This window comes from Anoxybacillus amylolyticus, from assembly GCF_001634285.1.
GTDB classification, from domain to species: Bacteria; Bacillota; Bacilli; order Bacillales; family Anoxybacillaceae; genus Anoxybacteroides; species Anoxybacteroides amylolyticum.
The window spans coordinates 1208821-1230836 of sequence record NZ_CP015438.1; the positions used below are offsets into that span (position 1 = coordinate 1208821).

General features: G+C 42.5%; 21 protein-coding genes and 1 riboswitch. Of the genes, 18 read left to right on the forward strand and 3 right to left on the reverse strand.

Features of this window, described 5'->3' with window-relative positions:
• Positions 1-40 precede the first annotated feature (40 nt).
• The 5 genes from mtnW (at position 41) to GFC30_RS06230 (ending at position 3616) form a co-directional block, all read left to right on the forward strand.
• Positions 41-1261 carry a 2,3-diketo-5-methylthiopentyl-1-phosphate enolase gene (gene mtnW, locus GFC30_RS06210; RefSeq protein ID WP_066323378.1) on the forward strand — a complete coding sequence of 407 codons (1221 nt, stop codon included), beginning with the start codon at positions 41-43 and terminating at the stop codon, positions 1259-1261.
• A complete protein-coding gene (locus GFC30_RS06215; protein ID WP_066323379.1) occupies positions 1261-1917 on the forward strand; it encodes a 2-hydroxy-3-keto-5-methylthiopentenyl-1-phosphate phosphatase in 657 nt (218 codons plus the stop codon). Before mtnW ends, GFC30_RS06215 begins: the two co-directional genes overlap by 1 nt.
• Positions 1914-2528, forward strand: coding sequence for a methylthioribulose 1-phosphate dehydratase (locus tag GFC30_RS06220; RefSeq protein ID WP_066323380.1), 615 nt, complete (start codon positions 1914-1916; stop codon positions 2526-2528). Before GFC30_RS06215 ends, GFC30_RS06220 begins: the two co-directional genes overlap by 4 nt.
• A gap of 12 nt (positions 2529-2540) precedes the next feature.
• Positions 2541-3083, forward strand: coding sequence for a 1,2-dihydroxy-3-keto-5-methylthiopentene dioxygenase (locus tag GFC30_RS06225; protein WP_066323381.1), 543 nt, complete (start codon positions 2541-2543; stop codon positions 3081-3083).
• A 92-nt stretch (positions 3084-3175) separates the two neighbouring features.
• A complete protein-coding gene (locus tag GFC30_RS06230; RefSeq protein WP_066323382.1) occupies positions 3176-3616 on the forward strand; it encodes a MarR family winged helix-turn-helix transcriptional regulator in 441 nt (146 codons plus the stop codon).
• A gap of 26 nt (positions 3617-3642) precedes the next feature.
• Here the strand turns inward: GFC30_RS06230 and GFC30_RS06235 are convergent, their stop codons facing one another.
• Entirely contained in the window at positions 3643-5067 is a 1425-nt protein-coding gene (locus GFC30_RS06235; RefSeq protein WP_066323383.1) for an amino acid permease, read from the reverse strand.
• Positions 5068-5992: 925 nt separating this feature from the next.
• On the opposite strand from GFC30_RS06235, the gene GFC30_RS06240 reads away from it, so the two are divergent.
• Genes GFC30_RS06240 through GFC30_RS06250 form a run of 3 tightly spaced genes read left to right on the forward strand, consistent with a single transcriptional unit; the run spans position 5993 to position 8498 of the window.
• Positions 5993-6712 carry an ABC transporter ATP-binding protein gene (locus GFC30_RS06240; protein ID WP_066323384.1) on the forward strand — a complete coding sequence of 240 codons (720 nt, stop codon included), beginning with the start codon at positions 5993-5995 and terminating at the stop codon, positions 6710-6712.
• Positions 6709-7815 (forward strand): ABC transporter permease, encoded by a 1107-nt coding sequence (locus GFC30_RS06245; protein ID WP_066323385.1) that lies wholly within the window; start codon positions 6709-6711, stop codon positions 7813-7815. The genes GFC30_RS06240 and GFC30_RS06245 overlap by 4 nt, the downstream gene beginning before the upstream one ends.
• 20 nt (positions 7816-7835) lie before the next feature.
• Positions 7836-8498 carry a TetR/AcrR family transcriptional regulator gene (locus tag GFC30_RS06250; protein ID WP_066323386.1) on the forward strand — a complete coding sequence of 221 codons (663 nt, stop codon included), beginning with the start codon at positions 7836-7838 and terminating at the stop codon, positions 8496-8498.
• 12 nt (positions 8499-8510) lie between these two features.
• Here the strand turns inward: GFC30_RS06250 and GFC30_RS06255 are convergent, their stop codons facing one another.
• Entirely contained in the window at positions 8511-10658 is a 2148-nt protein-coding gene (locus tag GFC30_RS06255) for an ATP-dependent Clp protease ATP-binding subunit (protein WP_066323387.1), read from the reverse strand.
• 206 nt (positions 10659-10864) lie between these two features.
• Here GFC30_RS06255 and GFC30_RS06260 point away from each other — a divergent pair, with 206 nt between their 5' ends.
• Together GFC30_RS06260 and GFC30_RS06265 are read left to right on the forward strand one after the other, a co-directional pair.
• Complete coding sequence (locus GFC30_RS06260; RefSeq protein WP_238583549.1) at positions 10865-11563, forward strand: FixH family protein; 699 nt, start codon at positions 10865-10867, stop codon at positions 11561-11563.
• Positions 11564-11661: 98 nt separating this feature from the next.
• A complete protein-coding gene (locus GFC30_RS06265; RefSeq protein WP_238583550.1) occupies positions 11662-12678 on the forward strand; it encodes a YkvI family membrane protein in 1017 nt (338 codons plus the stop codon).
• 35 nt (positions 12679-12713) lie between these two features.
• Here the strand turns inward: GFC30_RS06265 and GFC30_RS06270 are convergent, their stop codons facing one another.
• Positions 12714-14324, reverse strand: a complete 1611-nt coding sequence (locus GFC30_RS06270) for a methyl-accepting chemotaxis protein (protein ID WP_066323389.1) — start codon at positions 14322-14324, stop codon at positions 12714-12716.
• 131 nt (positions 14325-14455) lie between these two features.
• On the opposite strand from GFC30_RS06270, the gene GFC30_RS06275 reads away from it, so the two are divergent.
• The 8 genes from GFC30_RS06275 (at position 14456) to GFC30_RS06310 (ending at position 22013) form a co-directional block, all read left to right on the forward strand.
• Complete coding sequence (locus tag GFC30_RS06275; RefSeq protein ID WP_066323390.1) at positions 14456-15970, forward strand: spore germination protein; 1515 nt, start codon at positions 14456-14458, stop codon at positions 15968-15970.
• 12 nt (positions 15971-15982) lie between these two features.
• Positions 15983-17062 carry a Ger(x)C family spore germination protein gene (locus GFC30_RS06280; RefSeq protein WP_066323391.1) on the forward strand — a complete coding sequence of 360 codons (1080 nt, stop codon included), beginning with the start codon at positions 15983-15985 and terminating at the stop codon, positions 17060-17062.
• A 26-nt stretch (positions 17063-17088) separates the two neighbouring features.
• Complete coding sequence (locus tag GFC30_RS06285; protein WP_066323392.1) at positions 17089-18207, forward strand: GerAB/ArcD/ProY family transporter; 1119 nt, start codon at positions 17089-17091, stop codon at positions 18205-18207.
• A 48-nt stretch (positions 18208-18255) separates the two neighbouring features.
• Positions 18256-18300: riboswitch (PreQ1 riboswitch) on the forward strand.
• A 77-nt stretch (positions 18301-18377) separates the two neighbouring features.
• The gene (gene queC, locus GFC30_RS06290; protein ID WP_066323393.1) at positions 18378-19040 is read left to right on the forward strand and encodes a 7-cyano-7-deazaguanine synthase QueC; all 663 of its coding nucleotides are present in this window, start codon (positions 18378-18380) and stop codon (positions 19038-19040) included.
• Positions 19037-19474 carry a 6-carboxytetrahydropterin synthase QueD gene (gene queD, locus GFC30_RS06295; protein ID WP_066323394.1) on the forward strand — a complete coding sequence of 146 codons (438 nt, stop codon included), beginning with the start codon at positions 19037-19039 and terminating at the stop codon, positions 19472-19474. The genes queC and queD overlap by 4 nt, the downstream gene beginning before the upstream one ends.
• Positions 19474-20202, forward strand: a complete 729-nt coding sequence (gene queE / locus GFC30_RS06300; protein WP_066323395.1) for a 7-carboxy-7-deazaguanine synthase QueE — start codon at positions 19474-19476, stop codon at positions 20200-20202. The genes queD and queE overlap by 1 nt, the downstream gene beginning before the upstream one ends.
• Positions 20203-20223: 21 nt before the next feature.
• A complete protein-coding gene (queF, locus tag GFC30_RS06305; protein WP_066327181.1) occupies positions 20224-20721 on the forward strand; it encodes a preQ(1) synthase in 498 nt (165 codons plus the stop codon).
• A 179-nt stretch (positions 20722-20900) separates the two neighbouring features.
• On the forward strand, positions 20901-22013 hold the full coding sequence (locus tag GFC30_RS06310) for an RNA-guided endonuclease TnpB family protein (RefSeq protein ID WP_066323396.1): 1113 nt from the start codon (positions 20901-20903) through the stop codon (positions 22011-22013).
• Positions 22014-22016 lie beyond the last annotated feature (3 nt).

The following is a 22016-nucleotide window of genomic DNA, read 5'->3' on the forward strand; positions in this document are numbered from 1 at the left end:
TTCTTATGAAGAGGCCTTTTATTTGTGAAGGAGTGGGAAGATGATTACCGCAACATATTTAATCCATGATGACAAAGAATTGGCGAAAAAAGCAGACGGCATTGCGCGTGGGCTTACCATCGGGTCATGGACCGATTTGCCGCAACTTGAACAAGAGCAGCTGAAAAAACATAAAGGCATCGTTGAGTCGATTGAAGAGCTCAAGGAAGATGAGCGGGTGAATACGTATTTCGGAAAGCGACTCAAGCGGGCGCTTGTTCGCATCTCGTATCCGAGCGTCAATTTTAGCGCCGATTTTCCAGCGATTTTCACGACGACGTTTGGCAAATTGTCGCTTGATGGAACGATTAAACTGTTAGATTTAACATTTTCCGATGAATTAAAACGAGCATTTCCTGGCCCACGCTTTGGCATTGATGGCATTCGGGAAAAACTAGGAATCTTTGATCGTCCGCTTGTGATGAGCATTTTTAAAGCGGTCATCGGGCGTGATTTACAATATGTGACCGAGCAATTAAAATTTCAAGCGCTCGGCGGTGTCGATCTCGTCAAAGACGATGAAATTTTGTTTGAAAACGACCTCACGCCGTTTGAGAAACGCATTGTCGCGGGAAAACAAGCGCTCAACGACGTGTACGAACAAACAGGGCATCGCACGTTATATGCCGTCAACTTAACAGGAAAAACGTTTGAGCTAAAAGAAAAAGCGAAGCGAGCAGCGGAACTTGGCGCGGATGTGTTATTGTTTAATGTCTTTACATACGGGCTTGACGTCTTGCAAGCGCTTCGGGAAGATGATGACATTCGTTTGCCGATTATGGCCCATCCGTCGTTTAGTGGAGCAATCGCCTCGTCGCACGTTTATGGCGTGAGTTATGCGCTTCTTCTTGGCAAACTGTTGCGCATGGCCGGGGCGGACTTTTCACTCTTCCCGTCTCCATACGGAAGTGTGGCGCTTGAAAAAGAGCAGACGCTTGCGATCGCTCATGAATTAACGAAACAAGAGCCGTTTGCGCGCACGTTCCCTGTTCCATCTGCAGGCATTCATCCAGGGCTTGTGCCGCTTCTTGTGCGCGACTTTGGAATCGACTCCGTCATTAACGCAGGTGGCGGGGTGCATGGTCATCCGAGAGGAGCAGTTGGTGGCGGGCAAGCGTTCCGTGCCGCGGTGGAGGCGGTATTAGCTGGTCGTTCGCTTTATGATGCGGCAAAAGAAAATGAAGCGCTAAAACAAGCGCTTGACTTATGGGGGAGCGCGTGATGAAGCCAGTCATTTTTTGCGACTTTGACGGGACGATTACGTTAAACGATAACATTATTGCGATTATGAAACAGTTTGCTCCACCGGAGTGGGAAGCGATCAAAGATGACGTACTCGCGCAAAGATGTTCCGTACAACAAGGGGTCGGTCGCATGTTTTCACTTTTGCCGGCGACGCTGAAAGAAGAAATCGTCCAATTTTTACTTAACACAGCGCTCATTCGTGAGGGATTTCCCGAGTTTGTCGCGTTTACGAAAGAACAACAAATCCCTTTTTATATCGTCAGCGGTGGCATCGATTTTTTCGTTTATCCGTTATTAGATGGTTTAATTGAAAAAGAACGCATTTTCTGTAACCGTGCCAACTTTAGCGGCGAAACGATTGAAATTACGTGGCCGTATGCGTGCGATGAACATTGTCAAAACGGCTGTGGATGTTGCAAGCCGTCGCTTCTTCGGAAACTCGCGCCAAAAGGAGCAAAAACGCTCGTGATTGGCGATTCAATTACCGATTTAGCGGCGGCAAAATTAGCAGACTATGTGATCGCACGCGACTTTTTGCTTGAAAAATGCCGCGAGCTCAACTTACCGCATACGTCATTTACGACGTTTTATGACGTCATTGACGTATTAAAAGAAAGCGAGGTGGCGATATGAGCATTAGGCAAAAAAAATGGGAAGAGCTTGCGCGAGTAAAACGAGAACTTGCGGCGCGCGACTGGTTTATGGGAACGAGCGGAAACTTATCGCTTAAAGTTAGCGATGAGCCACTCACTTTTCTTGTCACGGCAAGCGGAAAAGACAAACGAAAAGAAACGGCGGAAGATTTTTTACTTGTGGGAGCGGACGGACTGCCAGCGGAAGCGACGCATTTAAAACCGTCAGCGGAAACGCTTCTTCACGTCCACATTTACAACAAAACGAACGCCGGTTGTGTCCTGCATGTGCATACCGTTGACAACAACGTCATTTCCGAATGGTACGGAGACGAAGGGGAAGTCGTCTTTACGAAGCAAGAAATTATTAAAGCGTTCGGCTTATGGGAAGAAGATGCTGTTTTTCGCATTCCGATTATTCCGAATTTCGCCCATATTCCGACGTTAGCGGATGAGTTTGCGAAACATGTGCACACAGACATGGGTGCGGTGCTTATTCGCAACCACGGCATTACCGTTTGGGGAAGAGATGCGTTTGAGGCAAAAAAGTTTTTAGAAGCATGTGAGTTTTTGTGTAGCTATCATGTAAAATTATTACTCTTAAAACGATAAGGGGGAATACATATGGCAGTCATTAAAATGCGAAACAGTGGGGAAGTCATTGAGGGAAACGAAAACGTCGCAGCGTTTTTAAACAAGCAAGGGGTGCTGTATGAACATTGGGATGCAAGTAAACTTCCAATCCATCTGCAAAACAAATTTGTATTAACAGACGAAGAAAAAGCAGAAATTTTAGCGACGTTTCAAACAGAAATTGAAGATCTAGCGAAACGAAGAGGGTATCAAGCGTGGGACGTTGTGGCGCTTTGTGAACAAACGCCAAATTTAGAAGAGCTATTGAAAAAATTTGAACAAGTGCATACACACACAGAAGATGAAGTTCGTGCCATCGTCGCCGGTCATGGTATTTTTATCATTAAAGGCGATGAACAAACAGGTTATTTTAACGTGGAACTCGAAGCTGGGGATGTCATTTCCGTTCCAGAAGGAAATCCGCATTTCTTTACATTAATGGACGATCGCCAAGTTGTTGCCGTTCGTTTATTTATTGACCAGTCCGGTTGGGTCGCCCATCCATATGAAGAAAAAGAAGAGGGAGGAAAGTAGTTCTGTAGTTGTCGTTCCAATCCCTCGTTGACAAAGATAGCATTTTTCGCTACAATGGCTTCGAATTCGATGGATAAAGGATTGGATGACAAGTGGCGGGAAAAGAAGAGATTGCGCAATCATTAAAATTGTTTATTGTATTTTCGAGAGCATACCGCGCGGTAAACGATCAAGTAAATAAATCTATTCACTCATTTGGCGTAAATCCGACCGAATTTGCCGTGTTGGAATTATTGTACCATAAGGGTGACCAGCCGCTTCAGCAAATCGGGGAGAAAATTTTACTTGCTAGTGGCAGCATTACGTACGTCATTGACAAGTTGGAGAAAAAAGGATTAATTGTCCGCAAGGCGTGTGAAAAAGATCGTCGTGTAACGTATGCAGCGATTACGGACAAAGGAATGGCATTTATTGAAGAAGTGTTTCCGAAACATGAACAAACGATTCACGAAACGCTTGCCGGCTTAACAGCAGCAGAAAAAGAACAGGCAATTGTCCTGTTGAAAAAACTAGGATATGGAGCAAAACAATAAAGCGGCTGATCAGGCCGCTTTATTGTTTATGCAGATAGTTTTTGCTTTTTCGTTGGTTCTTGCGCTACCTTTTTCACTTGTGGATAGAAGAAAATACCACTTGCTAATAAAGCGATGCCAAATAGGAACGTTTTTATGTCCGCTGTCCCGGCAATGATGACCCAAATGGAATAAATCGTTGCCAATAGTGCGATGATGCCATCAGCGATGCGGCTTTTTCCTGTCTTTTCGTACGTTTCCCCTGTCCATGTGAGCTTCAGTTGAAAAACAGAAGCGATAAAATATGGAATAAGGTAAGCAAGGGTCGCGATGTAAATAACGAAATCAAACGCTGCGGACATCGAATGAGAAATAGTAGAGAAAATGAACATTTGTGCTAAACTGTTGGATAAAAGCAATGAAAAACTTGGCATTCCTTTTTTATTTTCTTTTAAAAACGATCGCATAAACAGTCCTTGTTTTGCTGCTTGGTACGGCACTTCAGCGCTTAGCAATACCCAGCCAAGCGTTGAGCCAAGCAAGCTTACTAATCCAAGTCCTGCAAGAATATATCCACCACTTGGGCCTAAAATCGTTTGAATCGCATCGACGAGCGGTTTTTCTGATTGAATCAGTTGTTTTTGTGGCAATAAGCCCATGACAAGCACACTAATACCGATATAAATGGCGAGGGCGATGAGTAGCCCAAGAATCGTCGCCCGCTTGACATCGGACTGTTTGATGGCGCGTGAAGCAAACACAATCGCGGACTCCACCCCGATAAACGCCCATAACGTTGCGACTGCTGCATTATTCACTTGCCCTAATAGGCTAACGGTGTGTCCTGCTTCGTCATAGCGAGGAGCGACAAAGGAGCCGATATTGCTTCGCTCAAAGGCAAATAAGCTAATAACAATAAATAAGAAAAAGCCTAATACTTTCGCAGCTGTTGCGATGAAATTTAACTTTCCTGCCCCTTCAATGCCGCGTAAAATAATGAAATGCATTCCCCATAACAAAGCGGTACAAACGAGAAACGTTAACAAGTTCCCAAGCTTAATATCGGTCGAACCGATGGTAAACAACGCTTGCTTACTTGTTAAGATCGGAAAAAATGTTGATAAATAGCTCGCGAACGTTGTAATAATTGCTACGTTGCCGGCAAAGTTGCCGATCCAATATCCCCAAGACGACATAAATCCCGATAAAATCGAAATGCTTGATCCTTTCGGAAACAATTCTTTTGCATAAATTTGTGGTCCGCCATTCAAATCAGGTTTACGAATCGCCAAATTCCCGAATACGAGCGCGGTCATCAGTACTCCGCCTCCTGTTAATAGCCAAGCGAGAATGACTCCAAGCGGGCTAGCTGCTTCCGTTAAGGAACGAGGAAGCATAAAAATTCCAGAACCAACCATATTTCCGACGACAAGCGCCGTTAACATCCAAAGACCTAATTTGTTTTGCTGCAATGTTGGAAACTCCTCCCTCTAGAAATGTTGATATATCAAGGTTTCTTGGCATCTTAGGAGTGCCAAAAAAATATTTTTCCATGAGTGTTGATTATCCATTATTTTACTAAAAAATATAGAATCCTATGGCTGAACACAAGCTTTTCTGCCTTTTCCCTCGAACAAGAACGCCGGATGGCAAATGACATTTGCCCGCAAAGCGTTCATTGTTCGAGGAGGTCAGGCTAATACTCCCAGTCGGCAAAGTGCCGACAACGGCAGAAAAGCTATAGAGCGATGTCAACTGGTTTTTATTGGTTAATCAACACGCCTGTTCATACTTTCTTATTGATGATAGACAAAAAAATACATTTAAGTTTTCTACAGGTGCATAAACATCTGTAGGTTAAGATCGACAGCTCTCCATCTCTATATAAATGCACATTGAAGTGTTAACATTTTTCGACTGTCGGGCGACCGAACAACACCGCTCCGAGACAAATGAATTTGTCTCGGAGGCGGCTCGTTGTTCGGTTCTCTGTCACGCGAATGCGTGACGCAGGCAAGCCAAAGGCTTGCCTCTGACAGTCGAAAAAATAAAGTGAAACTCCCCGGTTACATGTATATAAAGCGCTGACAGTCCTATCCCTGTTCTGAGCTTATAACGCTAGAGTACGATATACATTTCAGCAACGAATCTTTTATTTGGCAGCACAAGGTTCTCTGTCCTTTTTTCAAATATTATTTATTACAATCGCTATCTTCTAGTTAACGAGAATTTATTCGATAGCCGTGATAATAATACATGATTCGACAATGTTCGTCAATTATCGTTTTAGATAAAAATGATTAGCTATAAATGAGTGAGTACTCACTTGGAATTGATGATGGTATACTATATACTCGAAGTGAGTAATCACTTATTAAGAAAAAGGAGAACTTTTTGATGGGAACCATTGTTGCCAAGCAAGTGAGCAAATCATTTGGAAAAAAAGAAGTGTTGAGCAACATTGATTTAACGATAAATAAAGGCGAAATATACGGTCTAATCGGTCCTTCCGGGTCAGGAAAAACGACGTTAGTGAAAATTCTTGTCGGAATGGACAGCGATTTTTCGGGAGAAGTAAACGTGCTGAATCGAACGATGCCAAATATGACTTCATTATCTTCGATCGGCTATATAGCACAATCTGATGCGCTATATCCTGAATTAACAGGAGAAGAAAATTTGCAGTTTTTTGCCTCGCTTTACCAACTGAAAAAGAAGGAACGGAAAGAACGAATCATGTATGCTGCTGAGCTTGTTCAACTAACGCCGCATTTATCGAAAAAAGTCATGGCGTATTCGGGTGGGATGAAGCGTCGGTTGTCACTGGCAATCACACTTATTCATAACCCAGAAATTCTAGTATTAGACGAACCAACGGTCGGCATTGACCCAGAGTTGCGGTTATCGATTTGGGAGGAATTATTCCGATTGAAAAAGGAAGGAAAAACGATTGTTGTCACGACGCATGTAATGGATGAAGCAGAAAAATGTGACCGTTTAGCGATGGTGAGGGAAGGGAAAATTATCACGAGTGGGTCACCAGTACAGTTGAAACAGCAATACGAGGTGAGCAATTTAGAAGATGTATTTGTGAAAGCAGGAGGGAAGCGCGGATGAGAACGATGGCGGTAGTGAAACGAATTTTTCAGCAAATGGTGCGTGACAAGCGGACACTTGGACTAATGTTTGTGGCACCGCTATTCATTTTAACGTTGTTTCATTTTTTGTTTACAGACAATGTAGCGGAAAACCCGAAACTCGGTGTTGCACATGTGGATTCTGCGGGGATTAAACAATTAAAAAAGCAACAAATTGATATTGTGGAGTATTCAAAAGTAGGCGATGTAAAAAAACGAATTGTTGATGATCATTTAGACGGATTTATGGAAATGAACGGAAACGATATCCACTTAACGTTTGAAAATGCTGACCCATCGAAAGCGAAAGCGTTGCAAGTGAAAATTCAACAGATGATCGCAAAAGAAGCAGCGAAACAACAAAAAGCGACAATGAAAAAAGCATTGCAAACGATTCAACAACGTCTATCTGTCCCGATAAAAATAGAACAGCCGCAGTCGCCGACTATCCATACATCGTACGTATACGGCAATAAAGATACTTCCTTTTTTGATACGTTAAGCCCGATATTAGTAGGATATTTCGTCTTTTTCTTCGTTTTTCTTATTGCGGGAATTGCCCTATTGCGGGAACGGACGACCGGCACGCTTGAGCGTTTGTTAGCAACACCGGTTCGCCGCCACGAAATTGTTTTTGGCTACTTGCTCGGATACGGAACATTTGCTGTCCTTCAGACATTAATCGTCGTCTTTTTTGCCGTCAAAGTGTTAGACATTACCCTTGTCGGCTCTTTATGGCATGTTATTGTCATTAATTTATTGTTGGCGCTCGTCGCCCTGTCGCTTGGAATTTTATTATCGGCGTTTGCCCATTCCGAGTTTCAAATGATGCAATTTATTCCGGTTGTCATTATTCCGCAAATTTTCTTCGCTGGCATTCTCCCGGTGAATGAAATGGCTGACTGGCTGCAAGCAATTGCAAAAGTTATGCCGATGTATTACGGTGGCGATGCATTGAAAAACGTCATGTATAAAGGAATGGGACTTAGTGATATTCGCACTGATTTGCTGGCGTTATTTAGCTTTGCCGTTATTTTTGTTACACTAAATATATTCGCCTTGAAAAAACATCGAAAACTGTAACAACAAGGAGATGCTGGTTCATGAATGAGGAACAATGGCTCGAGGAGTTGTTGAAATTTAGCGAGGAAGACGGAAAATTTAGCGAAAAGCAATTAAAAATTTTAGAAGCAGCGATTGAAATGTTTGCGGAAAAAGGGTATGCAGCGACATCGACAAGCGAAATTGCTAAACGAGCTGGTGTAGCCGAAGGGACAATTTTTCGGCATTATAAAACAAAAAAAGATCTATTGTTAGCAATCGTCACACCGACATTGCTTCAGTCAGTCGCTCCGTTTTTAGCGAAAGAATTTGCGAAAGAAGTGTTTGAACATCAATACGAACATTACGAAGATTTTGTGCGCACTGTATGGAAAAATCGTTACAAATTTGTAAAAAAATATTTACCAGCAATTCGTGTGTTTTGGCAAGAAATTGCGTTTCATGCTGAAATAAAAAAACAGTTAGAAGTGGTGTTTATGGAACACGTCTATGAGAAATTTAAAAAAATTGTGGAATATTTTCAAGAACGTGGGGAAATTGCGGATTTCCCTGTCGAGTCAGTCATTCGCTTGACTGTAACGACGATTGCCGGCTTTTTTGCCACTCGTTTTATTATCATGCCGGACTACGAGTGGGACGACGAAGCGGAAATGGAGCGGACGATTCAGTTTTTAATGAACGGACTGAGAAAAAAAGGAGCCTAATCCGCTAGTGGATTAGGCGTTTTTCTTTGCTTGAACGACGATTTGTCCATTCTCTACATCAACTTGAATCATCGTAGCATCGGTGTCATCAAGCAGTACATCGGCAATTTGGTCTTCGACATATTCTTGAATGATGCGGCGGAGCGGACGAGCACCGAAAGCTGGATGGTAACCAAGTTCGGCTAGTTTTTCTTTTGCAGCTTCCGTCACGACTAGTTCGACTTGTTGTTCTTGTAAGTTTGTTTTTAACTCAGCAAGCATAAGGTCGACGATTTTTAACATATGGGCTTTTTCAAGCGGTTTAAATTCGATGATTGCGTCAAAGCGGTTTAAAAACTCCGGCTTGAAATAGTGGTGTAACGTATCCAAAATGCTTGGTTCCACTACTTCTCCATCTTTTTCAAAGCCGACCGTAATTTTTTTATCAGACGTACCTGCATTGCTTGTTGCGATAATGACTGTATCTTTAAAGCTGATGGTGCGTCCTTGACTATCGGTGAGACGTCCGTCTTCTAAAATTTGCAAGAACATATGTTGGACATCCGGATGCGCCTTCTCAATTTCGTCAAGCAAGATAATGCTGTAAGGGTTGCGGCGCACTTTTTCCGTGAGTTGCCCTGCTTCTTCGTGACCGACGTAGCCAGGAGGAGAACCGATTAATTTCGATACGGAATGTTTTTCCATATATTCGCTCATATCAAGGCGAATCATTGCATCTTTTGAGCCAAATAATTCTTCCGCCAATGTTTTTGACAACTCCGTTTTCCCAACGCCTGTCGGTCCGACAAATAAGAACGAACCAATTGGACGGTTTTTCGATTTTAATCCGGCACGGCTGCGGCGGATTGCTTTCGCTATTTTTCTTACCGCTTCTTCCTGACCGATAACTTTTTTCGCCAAGTTCTCTTCTAGGTGTTTCATTTTTTCTTTTTCATCCGTTTGCAATTTGCCGACAGGAATGCCCGTTTTTTCTTCGATTAATTGTTGAATATCTGCAACATCAATGATTGGCGTTTCTTGCGATTTCACGTTTTGCAGCTGTTTTTCTAATTTCAGCTCTTCTGCCCGCAATTTTGCCGCAAGTTCGTAGTTTTCTTCTTTCGCTGCTTGTTCTTTTTCTTTTGCCAGTTGGGCGAGCCGTTCGTGCAGTTGTTTTTCATCAGTTGGACCGATGCGTAAGTTTGCTTTTGAGCCTGCTTCGTCTAACAAGTCAATCGCTTTATCTGGCAAGAAGCGGTCTTGAATATAACGATGTGATAAAGTGACACACGCTTCGATCGCTTCATCTGTATAGTTGACATGGTGGAATTGTTCGTATTTTGCTTGAATGCCTTTTAAAATGTTTATTGCTTGTTCGACGGTCGGTTCATGGACAATGACCGGTTGGAAACGGCGTTCAAGCGCAGCATCTTTTTCGATTTGCCGGTATTCTTTTAATGTCGTTGCCCCAACAACTTGCAATTCCCCGCGAGCAAGCGCAGGTTTTAAAATGTTACCCGCATCCATTGAACCTTCTGCTGAACCAGCTCCGACGAGCAAATGAATTTCGTCAATGAATAAAATCACATTTTTGCGACGTTGCAATTCCGCAATTAACGTCTTCATTCGCTCTTCAAATTGCCCGCGAATGCCGGTATTAGCGACGAGGGAAGCGACATCAAGCAAGTATACTTCTTTGTTTACTAGTTTTTCTGGCACTTGTCCTTCAGCGATTTTCAATGCCAATCCTTCGACAATCGCTGTTTTCCCAACCCCTGGCTCACCAATTAACACCGGATTGTTTTTATTCCGTCGGTTTAAAATTTCGATGACGCGCTCAATCTCTTTCTCCCGTCCGATGACTGGGTCAATAAGTCCTGCTTTCGCAAGTTGTGTTAAGTTTCGGCCGAATTTGTCTAAAAAGCCGCCTTGCTTTTGTTTTGTTGGCTGCGTGTTGTACGTTGGTATGTTCGTTTCTGAAGGAGAGGCAAACTCGTTTGAAAATACGTCTTCAAAAGGAAAGGTTGGGAATTTCCCGAATCCGAAGTTCATTGGAATCGTTAATTCATGTTTTTGTTGTTCGTAGCAGTTGTGGCAAAGGTGCAATTGTTTTTTCTCTTGGTTAAATTGCAAATTCACAAACACAGTGGCTTTGTTTTGTTGGCATGCTTGACACATCATGAAGCATAACCTCCTTTTTTGTTTGACTTTGACTTTCTTTGACCTTTCTGTTTTTATTATAATTTGACCTTTTTTGACTTTCAAGACCTTTTTTAAAAAATTTGTGCGAACGATGAAATGTTTTTGAAGAAAGTGTGAATAATGACGTATGGCAAAAAAGATGTGATATAGTAAACGTGGAAAACGGAAAAAAAGGGGAGAAAAACGTGAAACGAAAGATGTTTTTTTTACTTGCTAGCTTTGTAATAATACTTATAGCAGCATGTAGTCATACGGAACACAGAGAAGAACAAGAGATTTTGAATGTTAAAATCGAAGCGAAATCACCGATGGATGTAAATAAAACAACGGAAATCTCCTGTCTTGTTACATATGGAAACGAAAAAGTAGACGATGCGGATGAAGTGAAGTTTGAAATTTGGAAACAGGGCAGCGAAAAACACGAGATGTTGCCAGCGAAGAATAAAGGGAATGGAAAATATGCGGTGACAAAAACGTTCACAGAAGCAGGCACGTATTCGATAGTTGCCCATGTGACAGCGCATAATATGCATAACATGCCGAAAACGGATATCGTTGTCGGGAATCCATCAGCTTCCACGACTGAACACGACCATCATTCAGACGTTATGATTATGCTTATGAAGCAACCATATGAAGCAAACAAACAAGCAAAGTTTGTAGCGCATGTAACGCATGATAACAAACCGCTTGTCGGTGCGGACGTTCATTTTGAAATTTGGAAAGGGAATGGAAAACACGAAGTTATTGATGCCACGGAGAAAGGAAAGGGAGAATACGAAGCAACTACGACCTTTAAAGAAAAAGGAACGTATTTTGTGAAAGTGCATGTGGAAACGAAAGACTTACATGATCATCAAATCGAGCAAGTGACGGTTCAGTAAGGATGCCCAAATGGCATCCTTTTCTTTTTATTGTCGTCTTTCTTTGTTTATTTCTTCATATATATAAGCACAGAGACAAGTGGGACGAGGTGAAAAAGGTGGACAAAGCGTGGGTAGGTGCTTGGCAAATTGCTGCCGTATATGTCGGAACAGTGGTTGGTGCTGGATTTGCGACTGGGAAAGAAATTGTTGAGTTTTTTACCCAATACGGAACGGGTGGAACGGTTGGGGTGCTCATAAGCGGAGGATTGTTTATGTGGGGGGGCATGCGCCTTATGATGATGGCGCGGGCGCTACGCGCTTCTTCTTACAAACAGTTGAACGATTATTTATTTGGCAAATCGGCAAATGTCATCATTACCGCCGTGATGACGGTTATGGTGCTTGGTGTGACAGCGGTGATGCTATCAGGGGCAGGGGCCCTCTTTTATGAACAGCTTGGCTTGCCAAAACAACTAGGGATAGTAATTACAATTTGCTTGCTGTTTATTACGATGCTTTACGACCGAAAAGGATTATTGGCAGTAAACGTGTTTGTCGTGCCGCTTATGTTATTGTTTAGCATTGGGATATTAGGAAAATTGGCGGTTACTGATAAATGGTGCATGACAGCAACCGTTTCCCATCATTCATGGCGAGCGCTATTTTCCCCTTTTTCGTATGCGGCACTTAATTTAGCATTAGCACAACCAGTGCTCGTTCCGCTGGCAACGGAAGCGAGAGATGAGCGAACAGTAAAAAGGGGTGCATTGATTGGTGGCGGGATATTAACGCTTATTTTATTAAGCAGTCATGTGGTATTGCTATCGTTTCCGTACGTGCTGCACTATGACATTCCGATGGCGGAAATTATTCATACGTTTTTCGCTTCAATGTATTGGCTTTATTTACTTGTGATTTATGGAGAAATTTTTACTTCTCTTGTTGGTGGCGTGTTCGGGCTGCGCCGGCAGTTCCATTTCGTTTCGTCTCCATTATTTTTCATTGTTATCCTTGCTTTACTATATGCTGTCGGTTCGTTTCGATATAGCGTGTTATTATCGTTTTTGTATCCGCTGTTTGGCTATGTAAGCATCCTCTTTCTTTTTTTGTTAACACTACGCAAAATGCCTTAAGGCATTTGTCGACTATCGACAAATGCCTTCGCTAATTAATGGAAGCGTCTTGTGATTTGTTGTAATTTTTGGATGGATTGTGAAAGTAATGCTGCTTCATTGGCTAACTCATGGATAGCAACAGTTTGTTGCTCTAGTCCGGCGGTCGTTTCATGCACCATGCTTGTAAAATCGCTCGCAATCGCATGTACGTCGCTAATCGCTTGCTTTAGCTCATTTCCGTTATTAGTAATTTTCATTACGTGTGTTCGACTACGATGCAACAATTCATTCATTTCTACAGACATCCGTTGGAAGGAAGCCATCACTTCGTTTGTTTGCAATAACGATATCATCGTTTCGTTTGCAGTTTGTCCATTTTGTTCGACGGCCTGGACGACATTTTGTAGCATATTGCGCATCGTTTGCAACGATGATAAAATCCGCGCTGCAAACGCATTCGTATTTTCCGCTAATTCCCGTACTTCTTGGGCCACAATGGCAAACCCTTTTCCTGCCTCGCCTGCGCGTGACGCTTCAATCGATGCATTTAATGCTAGTAAGTTTGTTTGCTTAGCAATGGCGGTAATTGCCGATACCATTTCGACGGTTCGGTTCGCTTCTTCGGAAACGGTATGAATGAGGTTTACTGTTTCGTTCAAGTCATGCTGCATGTGTTGCATATGCTGTTTCGTTCTATCAATTAGCCGTGCCCCTTCATTCGCCGATTTCATCGCTTCTTGCGCTTGGCTCACGACGCGTTCAAAATCTGTTTGCATGTCTTGTACTTCGGTCATCATTCCGGTGACAAGCTCGTTCGCTTCTGCGACGGAAGCCGTCTGCTGTTTGGAACCTTCGCGAAATGTTTCCATCGCGGCGGAAATTTCCGCGAACGCTTCCGACAATCGCTTCGTTTCTTCTTGTTGATTTTCACTCACTTGCTGTACGGTTGATGTTGCTTTTGCCAGTTCCTCTAAAATAGTGCGCACCCCAACAATCATTTTATTTAGTTCATAGCCGATTTGGTGAAACTCCGTTCGCTTTTTAGCGGTGTGTACTTCTGCACGAAGATTACCTGACGATACGGTTCGGGTGACGCTATACCAATGGCGCATTTCGCGAACAATCGCTTTGTAGAAAAAGCCTCCTATTCCTAAACTAATGATCACTGTCAGCAAAAAGGCAGCGAAAGAAGGAAGAGAAAAAAGCGTTGCCATCCCAAAACTAATCGAAGCAGGAACAAGCGCTAGCAAGATAAAGTGAATCTGCAAATACGGCAGGTGCATTAACCGTCCCATCCGTAAATTAAAACGCTTTCCTGTTATGTCTGTATAAAGCGGACAGCTTGCATCGATTAATAACTCGCCTGTATCGCGCCTATACGCTTGCAATAAAGGCACGGTCGTTTTCGCCGCTTTTTGTCCGGTGTCATCGGAAAACGTCCGCCCTTCTCGCAGTCTATTTGTATGAACAACAGCGTACCCCGTTTCATCCACAATGACAAAATATTCATCCCGCTCTAGCTGCTCGTCTAAAAACGAACGAACCGATTCCATTTGTTCGACAATTGGTTTTGCTCGATCTAGCTTTTGTTGTAGCTTTTCCGCGACATCGGTGACTTTTTTGAGCGCTTGCTGGGCGCGTCGTTTTTTAAGCAACCGGTCCATCACACATCCCCCCCTTTTCAATATATACTGAAAATTCACATTCATCAATGAAAAAAATGTAATGTATGCATAAAACGAGTAATGAACGGAACAATAAGGAAAAACGAACGACTATTTAAGGGGAATGTCATATGTCTATTTTCTCGTTTTTTTTTAAAAAAAAGAGCCTAAACAATCAGGTGAAGACATTATCACAATTATTGCAGATGTTGAAACAGTCCAGCGATTTTGCCACCATTGAATTTCAAATAAGCGGAGGACAATATGTTTCTATTTCCTATTTTGATTCGCTCGTTGATCCAAAACTGCTGCAACAACAAGTGCTTTGTCATTTACAGCGAGAGATGCCAGCTTCCCTTTCGGTGAACGACCTTCAACAAATCATTCCTGTTCAACGAATCGAAGTGGTAGCGGATGTGGAGTCTATACAAACAAAACTATTAAAAGGATTCGCCCTCATTCAACTGTCAAGTGATGCGAAAGGTTGTGCATTAATTAATTTAGCAAGCGAAAATTTAGGATTGCGGCAAAATAATGACTCAGAAAACGAATTTAGCGTCGTTGGTCCGAAGGTGGGTTTTGTTGAAAATATAGGTACAAATTTACATTTGTTACGCCGGCAAATTGTGACGCCAAACTTAATTTTCCGTGAACTTACGTTAGGGACGATGTCAAGAACGAAGATAGTAATTGCTTATATTGACGGAATCGTCAATGAACAAATATTACAGACTGTGACACAGAGAGTGAGCGAAATTGAATTTGATATTATATTTGATACATCCTTGCTTGAGCAAATGTTATCCGATAACTCCTCTTCTCCTTTTCCTTCATTTGTATCGACCGAACGTGTAGACAAAGCAGTGTATGCTTTGATTGAAGGGCAAGTCGCCATTTTAGCAGACGGTTCACCGTATGTCATTACCGGTCCATCGACATTATTTGATTTTTTTACATCGCCCGAAGATTATTATTTGCCATGGGTGCTCGGTTCGTTTTTTCGGCTCATTCGCATGTTTGGTGTCCTGTTTTCCATTTTGGCTTCGCCGATTTATGTGGCTGTTTTAACGTACCATTACGAGATGATTCCGAAAGATTTGCTCGGTCCAATTATTTTTTCCCGTTCGAACGTTCCCTTTCCGCCGACGCTAGAAGTGTTATTTTTAGAGATTACGATCGAACTGTTGCGTGAAGCGGGTGCACGCCTGCCGACAAAAGTCGCACAAACGCTTGGGATCGTTGGAGGGATTGTGATTGGACAAGCATCAGTGGACGCGGCGCTTACTAGCAATATTTTACTTATTATTGTTGCATTAGGGGCGCTTGCTTCATTTACAACTCCTGTTTACAAAATGTCAAATACCATTCGTTTTATTCGATTTCCTATTATTTTGTTCGCAGCGTGTTGGGGTGGAATTGGCATCGCTTTTTCTATTTGTTTTCTTCTTATTCATTTAGGGAAGTTGGAGTCTTTTGGTAACCCTTATTTAGTACCGTTATACCCGTTGCGTTTAAAAGATTTTACCGACAGCTTTATCCGTTCCTCTTATGAACGAACGGTAAAGCGACCAAGCTACCTAAGAACTCAATCGTTGTGGCGATATGATCCGAAAAAAGCCAAGCAAAAGAAGGATATTGATGAATAGAAGGTGGTTTGTATGAAGAGAACTGTCTGCTTCGTGTTCCTATTGACGATCCTATTGGCTGGCTGTAAAAGCTCACGTATCGTCGATCAAGTACAAATTATTCATGCAATGGGGTATGATTGGAAAAATGGCAAGTACATTGGCACAGCTATTTATCCGACGTTTAAGCAAGGACCGATGACAAAGCCAGATATTTTAACAACGGAATCGTCAACGACGTACGATTTAATTCCACGCTTGTCGTCAAAGTCGGCGCTGCCGATTGAAGAAGGACAAATGCGTCTTGTCTTATTTGGGGAATCGTTTGCGAAAAAAGGAATTACGGAGATTGTGCATAGCCTAGCCCGAAACAATAAAGTCGGCAGCCATTTGCAGCTGGCGGTGGCAAAGGGGGATGCGGAAGAACTGTTGCGCATTACAGCAAAAACGACATTGAGCGATACGCTTTATCTATCCAACCTTGTCGAACAAAATATTCGCGAAATGAATTTGCCGAACACGAATTTACACATCTTTTTATACAATTACTTTGGCAAAGGGCGTGATCCGTTTTTGCCTTATTTTGAAAAAAAGGGGGATTTCGTCAAACTCGAAGGACTTGCGTTATTTAAAGATGGACATTATGTTGGTCGCATTGATTTACGCCAGTCGTTTCTTGTGAAATTGTTGTTAGATGAAACAAAAAATGGGGTATATCAAATTCCGATCTCTCAAAATGAAAAAAAAGGACGCGTATTGTTAGAAAATTTGTTTGCGACCTCTCAGTATTCATTAAAAAAAGGGAAGCAACCGATAATTGATATTTATATTCGTATTCGTGCTTCTGTTCGTGATTATCCAACATGGCTAGATTTAGCAGAAGCAAAAAATTTTCATAATGTAGAAAAACAAATGGAGAAACATCTTTCTCAAGATATAAAGAGACTCATTTCTTCTTTTCAAAAAAAAGAAATTGATCCTCTAGGAATTGGTGATTTTGTTCGAAGCCATACAAGACATTGGGATGAAAAGAAATTTAATAAACAATACCCTGCACTACATATTCGTCCACACGTTAAAGTTAATATTGCTGAAACGGGAATTGGCCAGTAATTTTTCACTGTATATGGAGGAAAGACATGAAGTTTGGTGAGCGTGAACGGTTTCTTATATCTCCTTTTTTAGTTTTTTTTACTATTCATTGTTCTCAAGTGGGAGTAGGGATTTTAAGTTTACCTAATCGTATCAATGAGAAAGTAGGGCATGATGGGTGGATTAGTGTCGCTCTTGCCGGAGGAGTAGTGCATCTTTTAATATGGATGATCTACAAAATTTTCAACGATCAAGAAATAAATATGATTGATGTAAACACTCGATATTTTGGACAATGGATCGGCACTATGTTAAATATTGCATTGCTTACTTATTTCTTTTTATTTGCTCTCATTGTTTTGCGAACCTATGTTGAGATTATAAAAGTATGGGTCTTTCCTTTAATGGGGGCATGGCAATTTTGTTTGATTCTTTTAGTGATGACGTATTATACGGTAAGCGGTGGGTTCCGTGTTGTTGCCGGACTATGTTTTTGGGGGGTGGTTATTCCTATTTCAACCATTTTTCCTATGCTGTTTTTTCCACTTGAGTACGCTCATTACCGTAATCTTTTGCCTGTATTTGATCACTCTGTCGTTGAAATTTTAAAAGGCGCCAAAGGAGTAACTTTTGAGTATCTTGGTTTTGAAATGATTTTAATTTACTATTCATTTATCAAACACCCGGCACACTCACACAAATGGGCACAATGGGCAAATGCCTTGACTACCTTTATTTATTTAGTGGTCGTCTTGATTGCAACTGTATTTTATAATGAGGAGCAAATTCGTCATGTCATTTGGCCGACATTAACGCTCGCCAAAATTCCTGAAATACCGTTTATCGAAAGGATGGAGTATATTGTTATATCTATTTATGTGCTCGTTATTTTTCCCATTATTTGTTTAGCAACATGGTCCGTTACATATGGGTTAAAACGAATGTTTGCTTTAAAACAAAAATTTACATTGCCCGTTATCGTTTCTTTGTTGTTCATAGCTTCTGTTTCTTTAGATAAGCGTGAGCACATTCAACAGCTTGGCACTCTTGTGTCTACAGTAGGCTTCTATGTTTTAATGGGATATATCCCGACGATTTATTGCATTACATTTTTTGTAAGAAAATTAAAATCTAAGGGTAGGGTAGTACGAAAGGAAGAAGTATGATATAGTATGGGAGGAAAAAACTTTATAGAAGAAATCCGTACCATTTGGGCGGGAGAGGTTCTAGAACAACCCTCTATAAAAAACTAGGGAAAGCTATATCCTTAGGAGGGTATGGCTTTTTGTTTTAGAACGCTCTTTCTTCTTGAGAAAAAGAAAGGAGAGCGAGGCGAATGAAAAAAGAAAAAGCGGTGGTTGTTTTTAGCGGCGGCCAAGATAGCACGACGTGTCTATTTTGGGCGCTGAAGCAGTTTCAGGAAGTAGAAGCAGTGACTTTTGATTATAACCAGCGCCATCGGCTTGAGATAGAAGTAGCGGCATCGATTGCAAACGAACTTGGTGTTCCGCATACGGTGCTTGATATGTCGCTATTGAACCAGTTGGCGCCAAATGCGTTGACGCGCAGTGACATTGCCATTGAGCAAAAAGAAGGCGAATTGCCGTCTACGTTTGTCGATGGGCGAAATTTGCTGTTTTTGTCGTTTGCCGCAGTGCTTGCAAAGCAAAAAGGGGCGCGCCATCTTGTAACAGGTGTATGTGAAACGGATTTTAGCGGCTACCCGGATTGCCGTGATATTTTCATTAAGTCGTTGAACGTTACGCTAAATTTAGCGATGGACTACCAATTTGTTATTCATACCCCACTTATGTGGTTGAATAAAGCAGAAACGTGGAAGCTAGCCGATGAATTAGGTGCACTCGATTTTGTGCGGACGAGGACATTGACGTGCTATAACGGGATGATTGCGGACGGATGTGGGGAATGTCCCGCGTGTCAATTGCGTCAGCGTGGATTACAACAGTATATGGCAGAGAAAGGAGCGATGAACGAATGATTCAACAGATTTACCCGCAAGTCTTTCATAATTTCCGCTATGAGTTAAATAAAGATATGCAAATTGCGGCAGCACATTTTATTCCGCACGAAGCGGCAGGAAAATGTGCGAATATGCACGGACATACGTATTTTGTCAACATTACGGTGGCAGGCGATGAGCTCGATGAATCTGGGTTTTTAATTAATTTCCAGCAGCTAAAGAAAATTGTGCACGGCAAACTCGACCATACGTTAATGAACGACCATACAGATTTATTTAGCAATGCGCGTGCCGAAGATTTTCCGACGACCGAAGTAGTCGCACGTAAAATTGCCGAAATCGTGCAAGCACAACTTGATACGATGCCAAACCGTCCAACATGCGTTCAAGTATTTGTGCGAGAATCCCCGACAAGCTACGTCGTCTACCGACCGAAAGCAGGGAATCGCTAATGATGAAAATTCCGGTGCTTGAAATTTTCGGGCCAACGATTCAAGGGGAAGGAATGGTGATCGGGCAAAAGACGATGTTCGTCCGCACGGCTGGCTGCGACTACCGCTGTCACTGGTGCGATTCCGCGTTTACGTGGGATGGGTCAGCGAAAGCGGAAATCATGCAAATGACGGCGGAAGACATTTGGCGCGAACTTACCGTCTTAGGTGGAAATCGTTTTAGCCATGTGACCATTTCTGGAGGTAATCCAGCCCTCTTAAAAGGGCTCGATGAATTGATTACGCTGTTAAAAGGAAAAGGAATTCGCATCGCGCTTGAAACACAAGGAAGCTGTTGGCAAGAGTGGTTTTATGCGATTGACGATTTAACGATTTCACCGAAGCCGCCAAGTTCAGGGATGGAGACGGACTTTGCGGTACTCGATGACATTATCGAAAAGCTTGTGAAAGCAGGAAGAAAAGAAAATGTTAGTTTAAAAGTTGTCGTGTTTGATGATGCCGATTTTGCGTATGCGACGTATGTGCATAAACGTTATCCGCTCATTCCGTTTTATTTGCAAGTCGGCAATGAAGGAGTGAGGGAAACAGATGACGGAACGTTGCGCGCGAAACTGCTTCATCAGCTGGAGTGGCTCGTCGAAAAAGTCGTACAATCGTCCGACATGAACGATGTCCGTGTCTTGCCGCAGCTGCATACCCTTTTATGGGGAAATAAGCGAGGAGTATAAATAATGAAAGGGGAAAAAACGATGGCAGGAAGAAAAGATGAGGAATTGCAGGGTGTCACGCTCCTTGGCAACCAAGGAACAAAATATTTATTCGAATACAGCCCAGAGGTGCTAGAAGTATTCGACAACAAACATCCCGATCGCGATTATTTTGTGAAATTTAATTGTCCGGAGTTCACGAGCCTATGCCCTAAGACAAATCAACCAGATTTCGCTACTATTTACATTAGTTACATCCCTGATAAAAAATGCGTGGAAAGTAAGTCGTTAAAGCTTTATTTATTTAGCTTCCGCAATCACGGTGATTTTCACGAAGATTGCGTAAACATCATTATGAACGACTTAATTAACGTGATGGATCCGCGCTATATTGAAGTGTGGGGGAAATTTACTCCTCGCGGCGGCATTTCGATTGACCCGTACTGCAACTGGGGGCGCCCAGGAACAAAATACGAAAAAATGGCAGAATATCGACTCATGAACCACGACTTATACCCTGAAAAAGTAGACAATCGCTAAATCTCCCTGCTTTCGCAGGGGATTTTTTTCAACGGCATTAGGCAAGGAGTCCCCCACCTCTAAGCGAAGGGAAGGTGGGGGAGGAATTGCCCTTTTTTATTTTTTGCACGAAAAACGGTTCATTCTTTCAGTAATATATGGTATAATTGTATATATAATGAAAAAAGGAGGTAAAACGTATGGAATTGGTCGTCACCGCTAAAATTCGGTTGTTACCAACGGAAGCTCAACACCTGCAACTCGTGGAAACGATGCAAGCGATGAAACAAGCGTTGAACTTTGCATCGAAAGTCGCATACGAACACCATCTGCTTTCCTCGTTTAAGAAACTGCAAGTCTTGGTGTATCGAGACTTGCGAGAGTTGTTCGGACTAAAATCACAAATGGCGTGTAATGTGTGTACCATTGTCGCAGGTGTCTATGCGTCCATGAAATCCAATGGCGAACGCACGCTAGCGGTGTTTAAAAAGCCTAAACTCCAATATTCGTACAATCGAGACTACTCGTTTACGAAAGACGGACAGATGAGCATTGGCACGCTAAACAAACGAATCAAAATGCCTTTTCTTACAAAAGGGCAGGAACGCTATTTCGATGGCTCTTGGGAGTTTGGCACAGGTACACTTGTGTACAAAAAAGGCAAATTCTACTTGCATGTCGCAGCGAAAAAAGTGATCCATCCCCCTTCGGTGTATCAACACGTGGTCGGTGTGGACATGGGGATGCGCTTTTTAGTGACCGCTGTGGATTCACGCAACCGTCATTTGTTTATCAAGGGCAATCCCATTCAGAGCGTCAAAGCACGATACGTCCGACTTCGCAAAGAGCTCCAACAACGCAACACGAAATCCGCTAAACGCAAGCTAAAGAAAATCGCTGGACAAGAAAACCGTTTCATGACCAATGTCAATCATTGTGTCAGCAAGGCACTTGTTCAGTTTGCAGGAAAGCATAGCTTGCTTGTCCTAGAGGATTTGACAGACATCAACGATACGGTGTGCGTTCGCAAAAAAGACCGATACGTGCGATTCACATGGGCGTTCGCTCAACTCCGCTCGTTCATTGAATACAAAGCACGACTACACGACAGCCACGTCCTTGCCGTTCCTCCTGCTTACACGAGCCAGCAATGCCCAACATGTGGGTTTACACATAAAAACAACCGCAAAAAACAGATCCATACGTTTATATGTGGGGCATGTGGCTATACATCCAACGATGATCGAGTAGGGGCGTTAAACTTACGCCAAAAGGGAATCGAGTACCATCATGGCGTGACCGCCCAAGCATGACTT